This is a genomic window from Sphingobacterium ginsenosidimutans (assembly GCF_039536865.1).
Taxonomy (GTDB): Bacteria; Bacteroidota; Bacteroidia; order Sphingobacteriales; family Sphingobacteriaceae; genus Sphingobacterium; species Sphingobacterium detergens.
Genome location: NZ_BAAAZK010000007.1, coordinates 1,934,378 through 1,949,455, shown reverse-complemented (window position 1 = coordinate 1,949,455; position 15,078 = coordinate 1,934,378). Strand labels below are relative to the sequence as shown.

Annotated in this window: 13 protein-coding genes and 1 rRNA gene; 12 read left to right on the top strand and 2 right to left on the bottom strand. The window is 39.4% G+C overall.

Annotated elements, in window-relative coordinates; genetic code table 11:
* The first annotated feature begins 192 nt into the window (after nucleotides 1-192).
* The 9 genes from rrf to ABFX33_RS20485 all read left to right on the top strand — a co-directional run bounded on the left by rrf (nucleotide 193) and on the right by ABFX33_RS20485 (nucleotide 11,093).
* Nucleotides 193-304, top strand: a 5S ribosomal RNA gene (rrf, locus tag ABFX33_RS20525).
* 652 nt (nucleotides 305-956) lie between these two features.
* The gene (ccoN, locus tag ABFX33_RS20520; RefSeq protein ID WP_346087894.1) at nucleotides 957-3,095 is read left to right on the top strand and encodes a cytochrome-c oxidase, cbb3-type subunit I; all 2,139 of its coding nucleotides are present in this window, start codon (nucleotides 957-959) and stop codon (nucleotides 3,093-3,095) included.
* Nucleotides 3,096-3,099: 4 nt separating this feature from the next.
* Nucleotides 3,100-3,294 (top strand): hypothetical protein, encoded by a 195-nt coding sequence (locus tag ABFX33_RS20515; protein ID WP_120260567.1) that lies wholly within the window; start codon nucleotides 3,100-3,102, stop codon nucleotides 3,292-3,294.
* 3 nt (nucleotides 3,295-3,297) lie between these two features.
* Nucleotides 3,298-4,191 carry a cbb3-type cytochrome c oxidase N-terminal domain-containing protein gene (locus tag ABFX33_RS20510; RefSeq protein WP_257092105.1) on the top strand — a complete coding sequence of 298 codons (894 nt, stop codon included), beginning with the start codon at nucleotides 3,298-3,300 and terminating at the stop codon, nucleotides 4,189-4,191.
* Nucleotides 4,192-4,206: 15 nt separating this feature from the next.
* A complete protein-coding gene (gene ccoG, locus ABFX33_RS20505; protein ID WP_346087892.1) occupies nucleotides 4,207-5,595 on the top strand; it encodes a cytochrome c oxidase accessory protein CcoG in 1,389 nt (462 codons plus the stop codon).
* Between the two features lie 13 nt (nucleotides 5,596-5,608).
* Nucleotides 5,609-6,031 carry a FixH family protein gene (locus tag ABFX33_RS20500; RefSeq protein ID WP_259180330.1) on the top strand — a complete coding sequence of 141 codons (423 nt, stop codon included), beginning with the start codon at nucleotides 5,609-5,611 and terminating at the stop codon, nucleotides 6,029-6,031.
* Between the two features lie 9 nt (nucleotides 6,032-6,040).
* Nucleotides 6,041-6,730: a sulfite exporter TauE/SafE family protein gene (locus tag ABFX33_RS20495; RefSeq protein ID WP_346087890.1), complete on the top strand. Its 690-nt coding sequence runs from the start codon at nucleotides 6,041-6,043 to the stop codon at nucleotides 6,728-6,730.
* Nucleotides 6,731-6,787: 57 nt separating this feature from the next.
* The gene (cls, locus tag ABFX33_RS20490; RefSeq protein WP_346087888.1) at nucleotides 6,788-8,251 is read left to right on the top strand and encodes a cardiolipin synthase; all 1,464 of its coding nucleotides are present in this window, start codon (nucleotides 6,788-6,790) and stop codon (nucleotides 8,249-8,251) included.
* Between the two features lie 118 nt (nucleotides 8,252-8,369).
* Nucleotides 8,370-11,093: a carboxypeptidase regulatory-like domain-containing protein gene (locus ABFX33_RS20485; RefSeq protein WP_346087886.1), complete on the top strand. Its 2,724-nt coding sequence runs from the start codon at nucleotides 8,370-8,372 to the stop codon at nucleotides 11,091-11,093.
* A gap of 370 nt (nucleotides 11,094-11,463) precedes the next feature.
* On the opposite strand, the gene ABFX33_RS20480 is transcribed toward ABFX33_RS20485, so the two are convergent.
* Nucleotides 11,464-12,054 (bottom strand): thymidine kinase, encoded by a 591-nt coding sequence (locus ABFX33_RS20480; RefSeq protein WP_346087884.1) that lies wholly within the window; start codon nucleotides 12,052-12,054, stop codon nucleotides 11,464-11,466.
* A gap of 233 nt (nucleotides 12,055-12,287) precedes the next feature.
* On the opposite strand from ABFX33_RS20480, the gene ABFX33_RS20475 reads away from it, so the two are divergent.
* Complete coding sequence (locus ABFX33_RS20475; RefSeq protein ID WP_346087882.1) at nucleotides 12,288-13,259, top strand: hypothetical protein; 972 nt, start codon at nucleotides 12,288-12,290, stop codon at nucleotides 13,257-13,259.
* Nucleotides 13,260-13,347: 88 nt separating this feature from the next.
* Here the strand turns inward: ABFX33_RS20475 and ABFX33_RS20470 are convergent, their stop codons facing one another.
* Nucleotides 13,348-13,974, bottom strand: a complete 627-nt coding sequence (locus ABFX33_RS20470) for a substrate-binding domain-containing protein (protein ID WP_257092095.1) — start codon at nucleotides 13,972-13,974, stop codon at nucleotides 13,348-13,350.
* Between the two features lie 99 nt (nucleotides 13,975-14,073).
* On the opposite strand from ABFX33_RS20470, the gene ABFX33_RS20465 reads away from it, so the two are divergent.
* Nucleotides 14,074-14,379 carry a YbaB/EbfC family nucleoid-associated protein gene (locus ABFX33_RS20465; RefSeq protein ID WP_120260577.1) on the top strand — a complete coding sequence of 102 codons (306 nt, stop codon included), beginning with the start codon at nucleotides 14,074-14,076 and terminating at the stop codon, nucleotides 14,377-14,379.
* A gap of 10 nt (nucleotides 14,380-14,389) precedes the next feature.
* Nucleotides 14,390-15,073 (top strand): metal-dependent hydrolase, encoded by a 684-nt coding sequence (locus tag ABFX33_RS20460; RefSeq protein ID WP_346087880.1) that lies wholly within the window; start codon nucleotides 14,390-14,392, stop codon nucleotides 15,071-15,073.
* The last annotated feature ends 5 nt before the right edge of the window (nucleotides 15,074-15,078 follow it).

Genomic DNA, 15,078 nt, shown 5'->3' with positions numbered 1-15,078 from the left:
GCCAAGTGGTACTAATAGCCCGAAGCTTTCTCATGCAGAGACACACTGTTGTCTTCCTCTTTAATTTTTGAAACAAAGGAAACGAAACTCTTTCAATATACATGTCAGTTAGACGTGTGCATGGAGCAGAGCTATGTGGGACCTGAAAGGATCTCGGTACTCATATCTCCTATCTCACATCTAAAAAAAACTTTAGGTGCCTATATCGGCGGTGTCTACCTCTTCCCATTCCGAACAGAGCAGTCAAGCCCGCCAGAGCCGATGGTATTGCCGTAACAGGTGGGAGAGTAGGTCGGTGCCTTTTTTTACACGGAAGCCCTTTCTGGAAACAGTCAAGGGCTTCTTTCGTTTAGTTACTTCCCAAAAGGTTCCATTTGGATACTTTCCAATTAACAATGACCCTACAGCGGAAATTCGGTGTAGGACAAGCCTTATCAAGCCGGTGTGTATCCTCCTTGTCATCTAAGGCTATATCTTTGTCGATGTTATGCGGCTTTTGCTGTAGTGATCTTAACCGAGTGAAGTTCCTTTTATGTGCATCGTTCCTGAATAGAATTTGGGCTGCGACTATATAAATACCAGCGACCTCCTGTTGGCGATAGAGCAGTTCCGAACATCATGTATTTACCTATTTGGGGTAGTGTCGATAGTCCTTGTACAATCCCATCGAGGCGATGAAAATAGCCTTATTGAATGTAGCCTCAATCAAAAGAAAATATACCTACCTTCCCTATGAAAGTGACCGCCGTCACTTTTGTTATCAAAATGGATTGCGTGAATCGATATGCTATTTATCGTTTTTGTCTAAACGGCTTAAAATCAATTATTGCACAACGGATATTCGAGAATTTGACCCCTTAAAATAAAGTGACGTACATCACTTTTGTACGCATTCTCTATCATTAGATTGTCATAAAATGCTGCTTACTTTTGATTCAGAATCAACAATTTAAGTAATGCAGTTAGAGCAGTTTAATTACGACAATAGAATTGTCAGAAATTTCGGAATCGCTACCATTATTTGGGGGATAGTTGGTATGACCATAGGATTGCTTGTGGCAACGCAACTTGTCTGGCCTCAAATGAACTTCGGATTGCAATACACAACATTTGGCCGTGTACGTCCAGTACATACCAACGCTGTGATATTCGCCTTCGTGGGTAACGGTATTTTTATGGGAGTCTATTACTCCTTGCAGCGGGTGCTTAAAGCGAGAATGTTTAGCGACGTCCTGAGTAAGCTTCATTTCTGGGGCTGGCAATTGATCATTGTTGCCTCGGCTATCACACTGCCATTGGGGCTGACTTCAAGCCATGAGTATGCTGAAATGGAGTGGCCAATTGACATTGCAATTACCCTGATCTGGGTTGTATTTGGAGTCAATATGTTTGGCACAATTATCAAACGGCGCGAACGTCATATGTATGTCGCAGTTTGGTTCTATATCGCTACGTTTGTTACTGTAGCAGTCTTGCATATCGTTAACTCCATTCAACTGCCTGTAGCCGGATGGAAAAGCTACTATGTATACAAAGGCGTTCAGGATGCATTGGTACAATGGTGGTATGGCCATAATGCCGTGGCTTTTTTCCTAACGACTCCTTACTTGGGGATGATGTACTACTTTTTGCCAAAAATGGCCAACCGTCCCGTTTATTCCTATAAATTGAGTATTCTGCACTTTTGGTCACTGATCTTTATCTATATCTGGGCCGGACCTCACCATTTGTTATATACAGCATTACCAAGCTGGGTACAATCCTTAGGAGTTGTATTCTCGATCATGTTGATTGCACCAAGCTGGGGTGGTATGATAAACGGTTTGTTAACGCTGCGTGGTGCCTGGGATAAGGTGCGGACAGAACCGATGCTGAAATTTATGGTTGTAGCACTGACCTGTTATGGTATGGCAACCTTTGAAGGCCCAATGTTGTCTTTAAAGCAAGTCAATGCAATCGCACACTTTACCGATTGGATCGTTGCACACGTACACGTAGGAGCATTGGGATGGAACGGATTTATGACCTTCGGTATCCTTTATTGGTTGATCCCACGTATTTACAAAACGGAATTATATTCTAAAAAGCTAGCATCGACACACTTTTGGATTGGTACATTGGGGATTTTATTTTATGCCATTCCAATGTATTGGGCAGCAGTTGTGCAGGGCTTGATGTGGAAAGAGTTTACCCCTGAAGGCGTATTGAAGTATCCAAACTTCTTGGCAACAACATTGGAAATCCTTCCAATGCATATGATGAGAGCAGTAGGTGGTGCACTATACCTATCTGGGGTTTTCTTGATGACATTCAACTTGATTAAGACGATGAAGCAAGGGAAACTTTTGGCAAATGAACCGGCTGAAGCTCCTGCTTTATTACCGGTTCAGGTCAATGAGCAATCTCAACATCGTCGTCTAGAACGTAAGCCCATATTGTTTATGGTATTGGCACTTATTGCAATTCTGATCGGTGGTATGGTTGAAATGGTTCCGACATTTACCATTTCTAAAAATGTACCGACAATCGCAAGTGTACAGCCGTATACAGCATTGGAACTGCAGGGTCGGGATCTCTATGTAAGGGAGGGTTGTGTGAATTGTCATACACAGACTATTCGGCCATTTAGATCGGAGACTGCCCGTTATGGCGAGTATAGCAAAGCTGGCGAATATGTTTACGACACACCATTCTTATGGGGATCGAAACGAACAGGACCTGATTTGCACCGTATTGGCTCTAAATATCCTAATAAGTGGCATTTTGATCATCTTTTAGATCCAACCATTACCTCTCCTGGAAGTATTATGCCTTCATATCCTTGGCTAATCGACCAAAAGTTGGACAATGCGATTCTAAAAGATAAAATGGAAGCCCTTCGCAAATTAGGAATCCCTTATACGGATGCGGCAATAGCGAATGCAGATCAGGATCTGAACAAACAAGCACAGAAAATTGCGGATGATCTGAAACAAAATCAAGTCAATGTGTTAGCCGATCGTGAAATTATAGCAGTAATAGCTTATCTACAACGATTGGGAACAGATATAAAAGCAGCTCCGAAAGCGGCTGAGGATGTTAACGTAAATCAATAGCGCTATGTTTAAACAAATCACAAATTTGAACGGAAGTGAGCTTTACCTTATTGTGTCACTTTGGATATTCCTGATTTTCTTTATCTCGGTCGCAATTATGTTGTTTCGCATGAAAAAGGACTATGTGACTTACATGAAGGAATTGCCTTTGGAAGAGGAAACTGAAAAGGAAATGAATCATTCACCTGAAAGTATATAGTATATGAGTTTATTATTAGATACCGCACCTGCCACGGTAGAAGCTGTTCAGTCTACCTGGGGTTTTGGTACGGATAATTTATACACAGATATCTTAATTATCGTATTGATTGTCGTGATGTTGGCTCTTTTGGCCTCGGCACTGATGGTCAACCGCGCAATGAAATCCATCATTAAGATTACGATGCCTGAACTGGTCAAAGAGGAACAACTCAAGAAATTAGCCAATAAAGGATGGTTGAAACGATCTTGGAATAAGATCATGGGGATTAGGCCTATTTCTGAGGAAAAGGACATTGTCATCGATCACGAATACGATGGTATCCGGGAACTGGATAATCCCATTCCAATCTGGTTTAATTTTTTGTTCTATGGAACAATCTTCTTTGGCGTGGTCTACTTATTCATCTATCAGGTCTCTGGGATCGGTATGAATCAAGACCAGGAGTACGCACATGAAATGGTTGTTGCAGAAAAAGAAAGACAGGCTTATTTAGCTGCTTCTGCGAGTAATGTTGATGAAAATACGGTTGAATTTGAACCAGACATGGCTGTTGAGGGAAAAGCAATATTCGCTACAAACTGTGTCGCCTGTCATGGAGGAAACGGGGAAGGTGGTATTGGACCTAATTTAACGGATAAATTTTGGTTGCATGGCGGGGAGATCAAAGATCTTTTCAAAACAATTAAGTATGGTGTCCCGGATAAAGGAATGGTGCCTTGGGAACAGACTTTGAGTCCAGCTCAAATTGCACAGGTGGCAAGTTACATTGTCACGCTGAGAGATACACATCCGGCCAATCCAAAGGAAGCGCAAGGAGAAGAGGTAGCCTATGGGAATGCTAAGGATGCCGCACAACCAAAAGATGGTACAGGGACAGAAAAAGAAGCTGAGTAGTAAATCGAGACTGAAATGAGCACAGTAGTAGTTAATAATGCCAATAATGGCGGATCTAAGTCAAAAAAGAGACAGTGGATTTATGCCAAAAAACCGCAGGGAGCACTTTATAAAAAGAGACAGTGGGTTGGTTATACACTACTACTGTTCTTATTTGTAGCTCCTTTCATCAAGATAAACGGTGAACCATTCTTGATGTTCAATATTATTGAACGGAAATTTTCGATTTTGGGCAGCCTTTTCTATCCTCAGGATCTCTACATATTTGTGTTTGGAATGTTGATCGTAATGGTCTGTGTTGTGCTATTTACGGTTGTATTTGGTCGGGTCTGGTGTGGATGGACATGCCCACAAACGATTTTTCTCGAATTGATCTTTAGAAGGATAGAGTATTGGATTGAAGGAGATTGGCAACAACAGAAGAAATTAAATGAAGGCCCCAACACGGATCAAAAGCAGTTGAAGAAAGTGTTGAAGCACAGCATCTTTTTGATCATTTCGTTTTTTATATCGAACATCTTTTTGGCTTATATTATAGGTTCGGATGCGTTGATTAAAATCATCAGCGATCCGCTGGATCAGCATATCGGTGGTTTGGTCTCCATTATCTTATTCACACTGGTATTTTACGCGGTATTTGCTTATGTCAGAGAGATTGTGTGCATCGCAATTTGTCCCTATGGCAGATTACAGGGGGTTCTTTTGGATGATCAAAGTATCACTGTAGCCTATGATCATAGACGTGGTGAACCCAGAGGGAAACAACAAAAAGATGCTTCTAATACACAAGGTGACTGCGTTGACTGCAAGCTCTGTGTTCACGTTTGTCCGACAGGAATAGATATCCGTAAGGGACTACAGTTGGAATGTGTAAGCTGTACAGCTTGTATTGATGCTTGCGACGCTGTCATGGAAAAAATTGGAAAACCAAAAAAATTGATCGGTTTTTATCCCATGGGGGAAATTGAAGGCACACTCAAGAAGAAAAGTAATATCCGTGCTGTTGCTTACTCTATTGTCTTGGTATTGTTGATGACGGTATTTGGTTTTCTGTTGTTCAATCGCTCTCAGGTTGACGGTCGTTTGTTGCGGGCGAAAGGAAGTACGTACCAGCTTCGGGACGATAAGACGATCAGTAATCTTTATGCTTTGGAATTAATCAACAAATCTGGGAAGGAAATGCCTTTTAGGTTGATATGTGAAGATCCGAGGCTGAAGATTCAACTGGTCAATCCTATCCAGAAGCTCAGTAAAGATGGGCACGCCTCTTTAAGCTTTTTTCTAATTATCGCGAATAAGGACGTCGAAACATATAAAAGTAATATCAAATTATCTATCTATTCAGGGGACAAAAAGGTGGAAAGTCTAAAAACTACTTTCATTGCTCCTCCTGGCATGAATTAAAAAAATAAAAATAATGAATTGGGGTACAAAAATTTTTTTGAGCTTGGCGGTATTTATGTTGTGCATTGTCGGAGCTGGATTGTATATGGTCAGCCACAACTCGGACAGCTTGGAAGAAGATGATTACTATGAACAGGGTTTGAACTATGACCAGGCTTATGAAAAAAAACAGAATGTGCTGAACATGAAAGAGACGCCAACTATCGAGCTTAGAAAAGATACACTTTATATCCATTTCGTCTCCAAAGTGAATAGGGGAAAGCTTTTGTTCCGTAAGCCTTCAGATAATACGCTAGATAAGGAGTTGCCATTTCAGACAACTGGTAATCTGTTTACATTACCCATTTCCTCATTCGATAAAGGGATGTGGAATTTGTATGTTGACTGGGAAAGCGCTGGTAAGGATTTTCTATTTGAGGAACATATTTTATTTTAAACCGAGAAAATGAGTTACACCTACTTTGCATTTTTTATGGGCTTATTTGGTAGCATACATTGTGCGGTCATGTGTGGTCCCTTAATTTTTGCAATTGAGGGTAGGCAAGGACTAAGCTGGGCTGTTTTTCTAAATAAAGTACTTTATCAGTTAGGCAGGGTTTTGACTTATGGTAGTCTCGGTTTTCTTTTGGGAACGATAGGTACATTTGCCCAAGTCCAGGGCTGGCAACGTGCATTGAGCTGGATCACGGGAGTATTATTAGTGCTGATTGCAGTGGTTCAGCTTATAGGGAAAAACAATCGTACAATTGCCAGCTTGCAGACTCGTTCCGTGCAGCCTGTTGTCAGGCTTCTGTCGAAATGGTTATATAAACCTGGGGGGAGTTTTATCGCTGGGGTATTGAACGGATTATTGCCCTGTGGTATGGTTTATATGGCTCTAATGTCCGCAATGAATGCGGACAGTTCACAACAGAGTTTCCTATTTATGCTGTGCTTTGGATTGGGGACAATTCCACTCCTGTTTTTGTTTTCCTTCTTGGGAAACTTCTCCAGATCTTTCAAAATTAGCTTTTCAAAATGGATTCCCGTGTTATATTTTTTGCTGGGAATCTGGTTTATACTCCGAGGCGCAAACTTAGATATCCCCTATTTAAGCCCTTTAATTCATATTGACGGCGCGATAAACTGTGCTTAACAGCAAACAATTTGTCAGTGCTAAGTATTATATTTGATATTAAACTTAGCGCATCATATGGAGGTACTTCATCATATTTTACAAATTGCTTTACAATATTACTGGATTCCCTTACTCATTTTATATATTGGTGTCATTGGTACCATTTTGATCGAAAACCGCAATCCTGCCAAAACGATTGCCTGGATTATGGTGATTGTCTTTCTACCTGTAATCGGTTTGCTCAGTTATTATTTCTTTGGGCAGAAATTCAAGAAGGTTAAAAGGATGAAACGGATGTATCGAGAGCAATCAAAGAAATTGCTTGATGCTTGGCGTAAGGAATCGGAAATTATGGAAGAACATATTGATACGCTGAACGAACGCATCGGTAGTTTAGCCATGGTGTATCGGTACCTCAAAAACCAGAAAATATCCACATTCTCTCTGAATAACGATGTTACCTTATTTATTAATGGCGAGGAAAAGTTTCCGGTACTGATTCAGCAATTGAAAAATGCAAAACATTCCATCCATATGGAGTACTATATCTGGGAAATGGATGAAATCGGTCGGGAAATATTAAAGATTTTGGAAGAGAAGGCAAAATCTGGTGTGACGGTACGTTTGATACTAGACAGCTTTGGAGCACCTGATGTGATTAAATATTTGCGTCGACATAAACCCGATTTTCTTTTTGAAGCTTTTCTCCCAGTTACTTTCACTTCATTGGCAAATAGTAACTACCGAAATCACCGTAAGATTGCGGTGATTGATGGAAAAGTTGGTTTTGTTGGCGGAATCAATATTTCGGATCGTTATATCAACAATGGGAAAAATGATGTTTATTGGCGCGATACTGCGATGATGATCATTGGTGCTGCCGTAAATACCTTACAAATTCAATTTTGGAACAGTTGGAACCAAACGGATGCGGAATCATTTGAACTGGGTAAAGGCTATTTAAATAGATTCCCGATCACAAATGAAGATGCGAGTGGTGTTGGTTTTACAGCTAGTGATCCCGGTTCTCCCGCTCCATTCAATATGGAGGCAATTATAGCGGGGATCAATGAAGCAAAAGAATATGTACAATTGTGTACGCCTTATTTTATTCCAAGTGACCAATTGACAACTGCATTGATGTTGGCGGTTTCTTCGGGAGTTCGAGTTGATCTCATGTTACCTGCGCAATCTGATTCCTTTTTTGTACAACATGCTTCCTTCTCCTTTATCAAGCCGCTGCTCGAAAGGGGAGTAAATGTATACCTATATACCAAAGGATTTCTCCATGCCAAAACAATCTGTATTGATGGCAAACTAGCCTATATCGGGACAACCAACTTGGATATCAGGAGCTTTTATATCAATTTTGAGATATCTGGGATTGTCTCTGACAAAGCGCTTTGTGAACGTATGAACAATCAATTTCTTGCTGATATTGAATCCTCGGATTTAATCACAATTCGTAAATGGATGCAAAGAAGTCGTTGGAAACGTGGTGTGGATTCCATTTGTCGTTTACTCGCGCCTTTACTTTAGTCGGCTACGTGGATAAGGGTACAATGGTATAATAAATGTTAAAAATACCATAATAGGATGGGCCTTTGGTTAAAATTGAATATATTTAGCTATTCTTTTTTTAATTCTAAGACTTTCAATGAAGCACATAAAACTATTGACTTTATCGATAGGGATTTTAGGAGTCGGGTCGGCTTATGCACAGACTGCACCTACATTGCCTATTAATACAATCGTAGAACGGGTTCAAAAATATTTTCAGGGCTACCCAACAGAAAAAGTACATCTACATTTTGATAAACCTTATTATGCGGTAGGAGATACGTTATGGTTTTCCTCCTATTTATCACGTAATCTACCAGAATATGAGCCAAGTAAAATAGCCTATGTGGAAGTTTTGAATAGCCGAGACTCTCTGATCCAAACTTTTAGAATTCCATTGGATAAAGGTGTTGGAAATGGGCAGATGGTCCTCGATCCGCAGTTCATGACACAGGACAACTATCGTTTCAGAGCGTATACAAAATGGATGTCAAACTTTGACGCATCTTATTTTTTTAATAAAATAGTTCCGATAGGTGATGTGATCAATAAAAAATTGATCACCAATATTGAATTTCAGAATAATCTTAACGGAAATAAAAGTCAGGCGGTTATACAGTTTAGGGATCGCGCAGGTAAACCGATGATTAATTCTAAGATCAACTGGGAATTTGTTGCTGGATGGGAAACGGTAGATAAGGGGAAAGGTGAAACGGATGCTATGGGAAAGGTGACGATCAGTTTATCGGCAAAGGAGAGGGCTGATTTAGAGAAGGGACAATTAAAGGTAAGTATACAAGAAAATAAGAATGAAAAACCTTTGTCCAGTTCTTTCCTGCTCAAAAATGCTTTGTGGGACGCTGATGTGCAGTTTTTTCCGGAAGGTGGTGACTTAATTGCTGGATTTGCTAAGAAAGTTGCTTTTAAAGCTGTAGGATCTGATGGTAAGAGTTTGAAGGTGAAAGGTACAATCCTTGATTCTAAAGGAAAGTCGGTCGCAGAATTTGAAGATTTTGGATCGGGTATGGGCTATTTCTCTTTATTACCCTTGGCTGGAGAAAACTATCAGGCATCCATAAAATTTGACAATGGACAGGAACGTAAATATAAACTTCCGGCTGTTGTTAATGATAAAGCAAATGTTGTGTTTGTTAAGCAGGATGAAAAGAATGCTGAATTTGCTGTAGTGACCAGTGAAGAGAATTTTTCTAAAAATCAGGGACAATCCTATTATGTATTGGTTCAATCCAATGGACATCTTTGCTTTGGAGCTCAGGTGAATTTAAAGTCGTCATCTGCGCTGGTTAATATTCCAAAGGAACGTTTGCCAAATGGAATTGCTCAGGTTACTTTATTGACCCCGGATGGCAAACCTGTAAGTGAACGTTTGGCATTTGTTCAGAGTGAGAAATTGCTTAATATTCAAGTTGCAAGTGATAAGCAGAGTTATAAGGCGAAGGATCCGGTCAACCTGAAACTTTCAGTTGATAATAATGGACAGAAATATCCCGGTAGTTATTCCGTTTCTGTTATTGATGAGTCTAAGGTTCCCTACAATGATCAGGCTGATCTCTCCATTGTAAGCAACTTTTTGCTGACTTCAGAGTTGAAAGGGAATGTCGAAAATCCAAATGCATATTTTGATGAAAAAAATCCGAATAGAGAAAAGGCGTTGGATGCATTATTAATGACTCAGGGATATCGCCGTTTTGATTACCCTGCTTTAATCTCCGAAAAGTTACCGCAGATCAGTTTTCTCCCAGAGCAAGGGATAGAATTGTCGGGTATTTTACGGATGAACACAGGCCGCCCGTATCCTAATGGTGGCTTGTTGTTGTCTGTGCCTTCACGGAATATTAAAAAAGATGTATATACCGATCAAAACGGTCGTTTTACGTTCAAAGATCTCGTTTTTCCGGATTCGTCGAAAGTGACGGTAAATGCAAGGTCAAATGATAATTACCGTAGTTTGGTGATCAATATGGATCAGACTTATTATCCTGAAATCGACAAAAATAATGGTTATAAAAGCTATTTCGTTCCCAATATAGATCAAGCATTCGCTCCTTATTTGGATAACAGTCGTAAAGAATACAGAAAATCCATCTTATTGGATGAAGTAGAAGTGACGGCTGTACAGAAAAAGGTAATTACAAATAAGGATTTTCCTGCAATTTCTGGTTTATCAATGCCTGAACATCGTATCGAAGCCGAGCGTTTGACTGGGTGTAACGTATTGACCATGTGTCTGCAAACTGTTTTAACGGGCATTACCTATGATCCACAAACATTGAAATATTATGTTTCGCGCGATTACAATGCCGGTGGACGTACCCCAGTTCAGTTTTTTCTAAATGGTATGGCTATTGACGAACCTGGATTAAATAGTATCAACGTTGCGGATATCGAAGGGATAGAAATCTTTTTGCGTGACGAATTGGGTACAGTGTCAAGAATGTATCAAAACAACGGTGTTGTGTCGATTTATACCAAGAAAGTTGAAGCCAAGAAACCTCGAATGGCACTAAGTGAAATTGAAAAATTGTTGCCCAAATCGAATGTTATCGATATGTTCCCGCTAGGTTATGTTAAGGAACGTAAGTTCTACACGCCAAAGTACGATACACCTGAACAAAAATCAGCCAACGATCTGCGGACTACAATTTATTGGAACCCGAAAGTACAGGTAACGGAGACAGGGGAGACAGCAATACAATTCTATAATGCTGATGGAAATGGTAATTATAAAGTAATTGTAGAGGGAATGGACCAAACAGGAAATATAGGTCGAAAGGTGATTAATTACCGTGTACAACCTTAATAGAATAAAGGAAAATGTCTAATAGGAACGCTGCTCTTTTGTGAAAGGGGCAGCGTTTTTTTGTGAAATAAAAAACACCTCCTTGATGGGCAAGGAGGTGCAAACTAACCAATTATAAACCTAAATTATGAAAAGTATTTTGTCGCTTTAAAAGCGTTTATCTTCTTATTTGTAAAGTATATTTCAAATCCTATGCCAAATAGATTTCTAGTCTATTTGGCAGTTATTTTTAACAGAAATATTATAAATGTAGCTATGCTAACTTGAAGACTACTGATAGTCAATTGTGCAGGAAAATATGAGCCAGCTACGTTCCCCGCAGAATGTAGGAGTAGGACTGGAATTGTAATCATCGTTTTCTGGGCTGGAATTAGATGCCTTGTTGATCTAAATGATAATAACATTGTCTACAGCGTGGCTCATAGGCTTCTTTTTCACCAAGGAGTACGGTCTGGGTATCTTTTGTCAATCGATATGAATAATTTGCTGGTGCTCCGCATTGCATGCAAACTGCATGGACTTTGGTGACATGTTCAGCTACAGCCATCAAACTAGGGATAGGACCGAAAGGCTGTCCCTTATAATCCATATCCAATCCTGCAATAATTACACGAACACCACTGTTTGCCAATTTGACACATACTTCTGTCAATCCGTCATCAAAAAATTGCGCTTCATCTATTCCGACAACTTGGGTGGCCGAACTCAATAGTAATATCGCTGATGAATTTTCGACAGGGGTGGAGGGTATACTATTGCTATCATGAGAAACGACTAATTTTTCATCATATCGTTTATCCACGGAAGGTTTGAAAATTTCAACATTTAGTCGCGCATATTGTGCCCGTTTTAGCCTGCGTATTAACTCTTCGGTCTTGCCAGAGAACATTGACCCACAGATAACTTCAATACTTCCATATCGAGCTGGTCGCAATGTCAGATTATGTTCGGAAAAAAGCATTTGATTAAATTATTTTTTTGGATAGCCAGCAAATAAGGTATTATTTGTCAATAGACCTCCTATTATATTCTGTTTTTGACAATGCTAATATCGAAATTAAATATTAAATTTGAGTAGCAAAAAAGTGAATACAGATTCAAATATTTATAAATCAAAGGATTGAGTTTTCCACTTTTTAGGTTAGAGAAAGTATAGGTGTTATAAACGATTAATAGGCGATTTCAAATAAAATTATGGGTACTAAAGAGGAAATTTTTAATAAGATAGGAGATTTATTACAGGATTTGAATGCACAGTATTTGGCTTTGTCAGAAAGGAACACTGGTACTGAAATAGGTGAGCTAGTGAACTTGGAAGCTAAAGCACAATCTGTTGCGGCTTATGTCACTTTACTTAAAACAGATGCCGTGCTACAGGGTGGACAAGGTCAAAATACCTTGCGAGAGTCGGTGATGGAGAGTAGAAAAATAGCATTTAATGACTATTTTACGCCACCTTCTTCGATACGAGCATCCAGCCAAACTATTGCGGAACCGGAACGCGATGAGAAAGCTATTGTTCGCAATGAGGACACTACAAAGTTAAATGGCGATACTGTTGAAGTGAAAGAGGAAATGCAGGAAACCAATGACTTATCAACAGCGCATTATTCACCGGAAATAACACATGAAACTGATCATACAATAAATGAAACTGTTGTTGAGCATATTGAGGAAAAACAGTATAAAGTAGATGAACCCACGATAGACCTTGTAGAGGAAGAACCTGTTGTCGTTACTGAAATCGTAGAAGAACCAAAAGAGATCATCATTAAGGAAGTTCAGGAGAGTATTATCCAAGAAGAAGTGAATACAATCGTGGAGGAGGTACCTTCGAGACCGCTTACGTTAAATGAGATTATTTCACAGCAAAAACAAGCAGGGGTACAGAACCGAGTATATCAAGTGAACCAATCTGGAAATTCTGATAAACTGACTGACATCAAGACCGGGATAAGTTTGAATGATAAACTTTTATTTATTAAAGATTTATTCAATGGTTACAGTTTAGCTTACAGTGAAGCAGTGGAGCTACTGAATAGATTCAGCAGTTATGCAGAAGCTGACGCATTTTTGCAAACGAATTATGCGGTTAAGAACAGATGGGCAGATAAACCTCATACCGTCGAAAAATTGTATGAGGTATTACGCAGAAGATATAGTTAATTTAATATTTTCCATAAGAAAAAAGCATCTTTAATCACTTTAAAGATGCTTTTTTATGCGATAGTCTGACTATTGTTATTTTATAATTCTATTTCAATTGAAATTGCAACCATTCTTTGCCTTCGTGACCATAAACAAAATATTTTGGTTGGAAGATCTCGGCTAAAGATTCTAATTCCGTTAGGTATTCGTAGCCTGGAATACTGGCAAAATTAGGCTTGGTCATAATAAATAGCTGATCAAGTTCGATCGCCTTTGATTGCGCAATTGCTTGATCGTTCAATAAAACAGGTATTTGAGTAAATACACTTTCATCACTGTCAATTATGATTATTTTATCGGCTTCATGAGCTATTGTCGTGGGGATTCCGCCTGCGATTTTTATGGATTCTTGTAGAAAGGCAGACTGGTTGATCTCCTGTGGATCAATTCGATCTAAAACCAATACTTTGGGTCTGTCGCTAGCCGTTATAAATTTAAGTTTGTGAATGAGGATACTGGTCTCATCTTCTACTTTTTCGATGAGCTCGGCTACGTTTTGCTTGATATTTAATTCTTCCCCAAGTGTATTGATATAGGCAATCACATCTTCAATGCTAACGATTTCAGATTGCTTTGCCATTAATTTAGCAGATATTTCCTCTGGGACAGAAGTGTTATTTAGATTCAGCTGTTCCAAAAAATGGGCAACTAATTTTTCTTGATTGCTTTGCATGCTGCAAAAATACAAAAAGGGTAGCATTAGCGAAAGTAAATTAGCAATAGTAGGTATTGGAGGATTTTTGTAAATTGGCATCAAATAAATGTTATAGATATGTTTGACAAATTATTTCAGGCACAGCAAAAGGCAGAAGAAATCAAAAAAAGACTAGATACCATTTCGGTATCCGGTGAGGCTGAGGGCGGTTTGATCCGTGTGGTGGCGACAGCCAATAAGGAGATTAAAGAGATTACGATCGATCCTGTTTTTTTGTCCAATGCTGATAAAGAAGAATTAGAGGAATTGTTAGTGGTTGCTTTGAATAAAGCAATAGCCCAAGCGGAGAATATCAGTCAAGCTGAAATGCAAGCTGCGAGTAAAGATATGTTAGGCGGCTTAGGCGGATTATTTAATCAATAAATACATGATTATGAAAGCAACTTATTACGGTCAATCTTGTGTTGAGTTTGATTTTGACGGAACGAAGGTTTTGTTGGACCCATTCGTAACGTATAACCCATTAGCGAAAGCAATTGATGTAAATACGATTAAACCAGATTACATCTTTTTGAGCCACGGACATCAAGACCATGTCGCCGATATGGCTACCATTCAAAAGAATAGTAATGCGACAGTATTGGCCATCGTTGAGACAGCTGCGTGGGTAAGGAGACAAGGGGTACCCGAAGATAAAGTTGTTGAATTCAATCTCGGTGGTACAATACAGTTACCTTTTGGCTCCGTTAAGATGGTTTATGCTGCTCATACCAACAGTACGCCAGATGGCCAATATGGTGGGTTTCCAGTTGGCTTTGTCTTTAATGTACACGGCAAAAAGATCTATTTTGCTGGTGATACTGCCTTGACAATGGAGATGAAACTGCTTGCTGATCTGAAGCTGGATTGGGCTTTTCTTCCGATTGGTGGGTACTATACAATGGATGTGGATGATGCGATCAGAGCGGCAGAATTTATCAATTGCTCCCGTGTGGTCGGGATACACTACGATTCATTTCCACCGATTCAGATTGACAAACAAAAGGCCTTTGACAAATTCCAGAATGAGGACATCTCATTGTCTCTTCCAAAAATCGGAGAGACAATAGAATTATAAAAAGC

Bases quoted from the DNA above. Each gene is read 5' to 3' on its own strand.
- ccoN (WP_346087894.1), top strand. From the start codon at position 957: ATGCAGTTAGAGCAGTTTAATTACGACAATAGAATTGTCAGAAATTTC.
- ABFX33_RS20515 (WP_120260567.1), top strand. From the start codon at position 3,100: ATGTTTAAACAAATCACAAATTTGAACGGAAGTGAGCTTTACCTTATT.
- ABFX33_RS20510 (WP_257092105.1), top strand. From the start codon at position 3,298: ATGAGTTTATTATTAGATACCGCACCTGCCACGGTAGAAGCTGTTCAG.
- ccoG (WP_346087892.1), top strand. From the start codon at position 4,207: ATGAGCACAGTAGTAGTTAATAATGCCAATAATGGCGGATCTAAGTCA.
- ABFX33_RS20500 (WP_259180330.1), top strand. From the start codon at position 5,609: ATGAATTGGGGTACAAAAATTTTTTTGAGCTTGGCGGTATTTATGTTG.
- ABFX33_RS20495 (WP_346087890.1), top strand. From the start codon at position 6,041: ATGAGTTACACCTACTTTGCATTTTTTATGGGCTTATTTGGTAGCATA.
- cls (WP_346087888.1), top strand. From the start codon at position 6,788: ATGGAGGTACTTCATCATATTTTACAAATTGCTTTACAATATTACTGG.
- ABFX33_RS20485 (WP_346087886.1), top strand. From the start codon at position 8,370: ATGAAGCACATAAAACTATTGACTTTATCGATAGGGATTTTAGGAGTC.
- ABFX33_RS20480 (WP_346087884.1), bottom strand. From the start codon at position 12,054: ATGCTTTTTTCCGAACATAATCTGACATTGCGACCAGCTCGATATGGA.
- ABFX33_RS20475 (WP_346087882.1), top strand. From the start codon at position 12,288: ATGGGTACTAAAGAGGAAATTTTTAATAAGATAGGAGATTTATTACAG.
- ABFX33_RS20470 (WP_257092095.1), bottom strand. From the start codon at position 13,974: ATGCAAAGCAATCAAGAAAAATTAGTTGCCCATTTTTTGGAACAGCTG.
- ABFX33_RS20465 (WP_120260577.1), top strand. From the start codon at position 14,074: ATGTTTGACAAATTATTTCAGGCACAGCAAAAGGCAGAAGAAATCAAA.
- ABFX33_RS20460 (WP_346087880.1), top strand. From the start codon at position 14,390: ATGAAAGCAACTTATTACGGTCAATCTTGTGTTGAGTTTGATTTTGAC.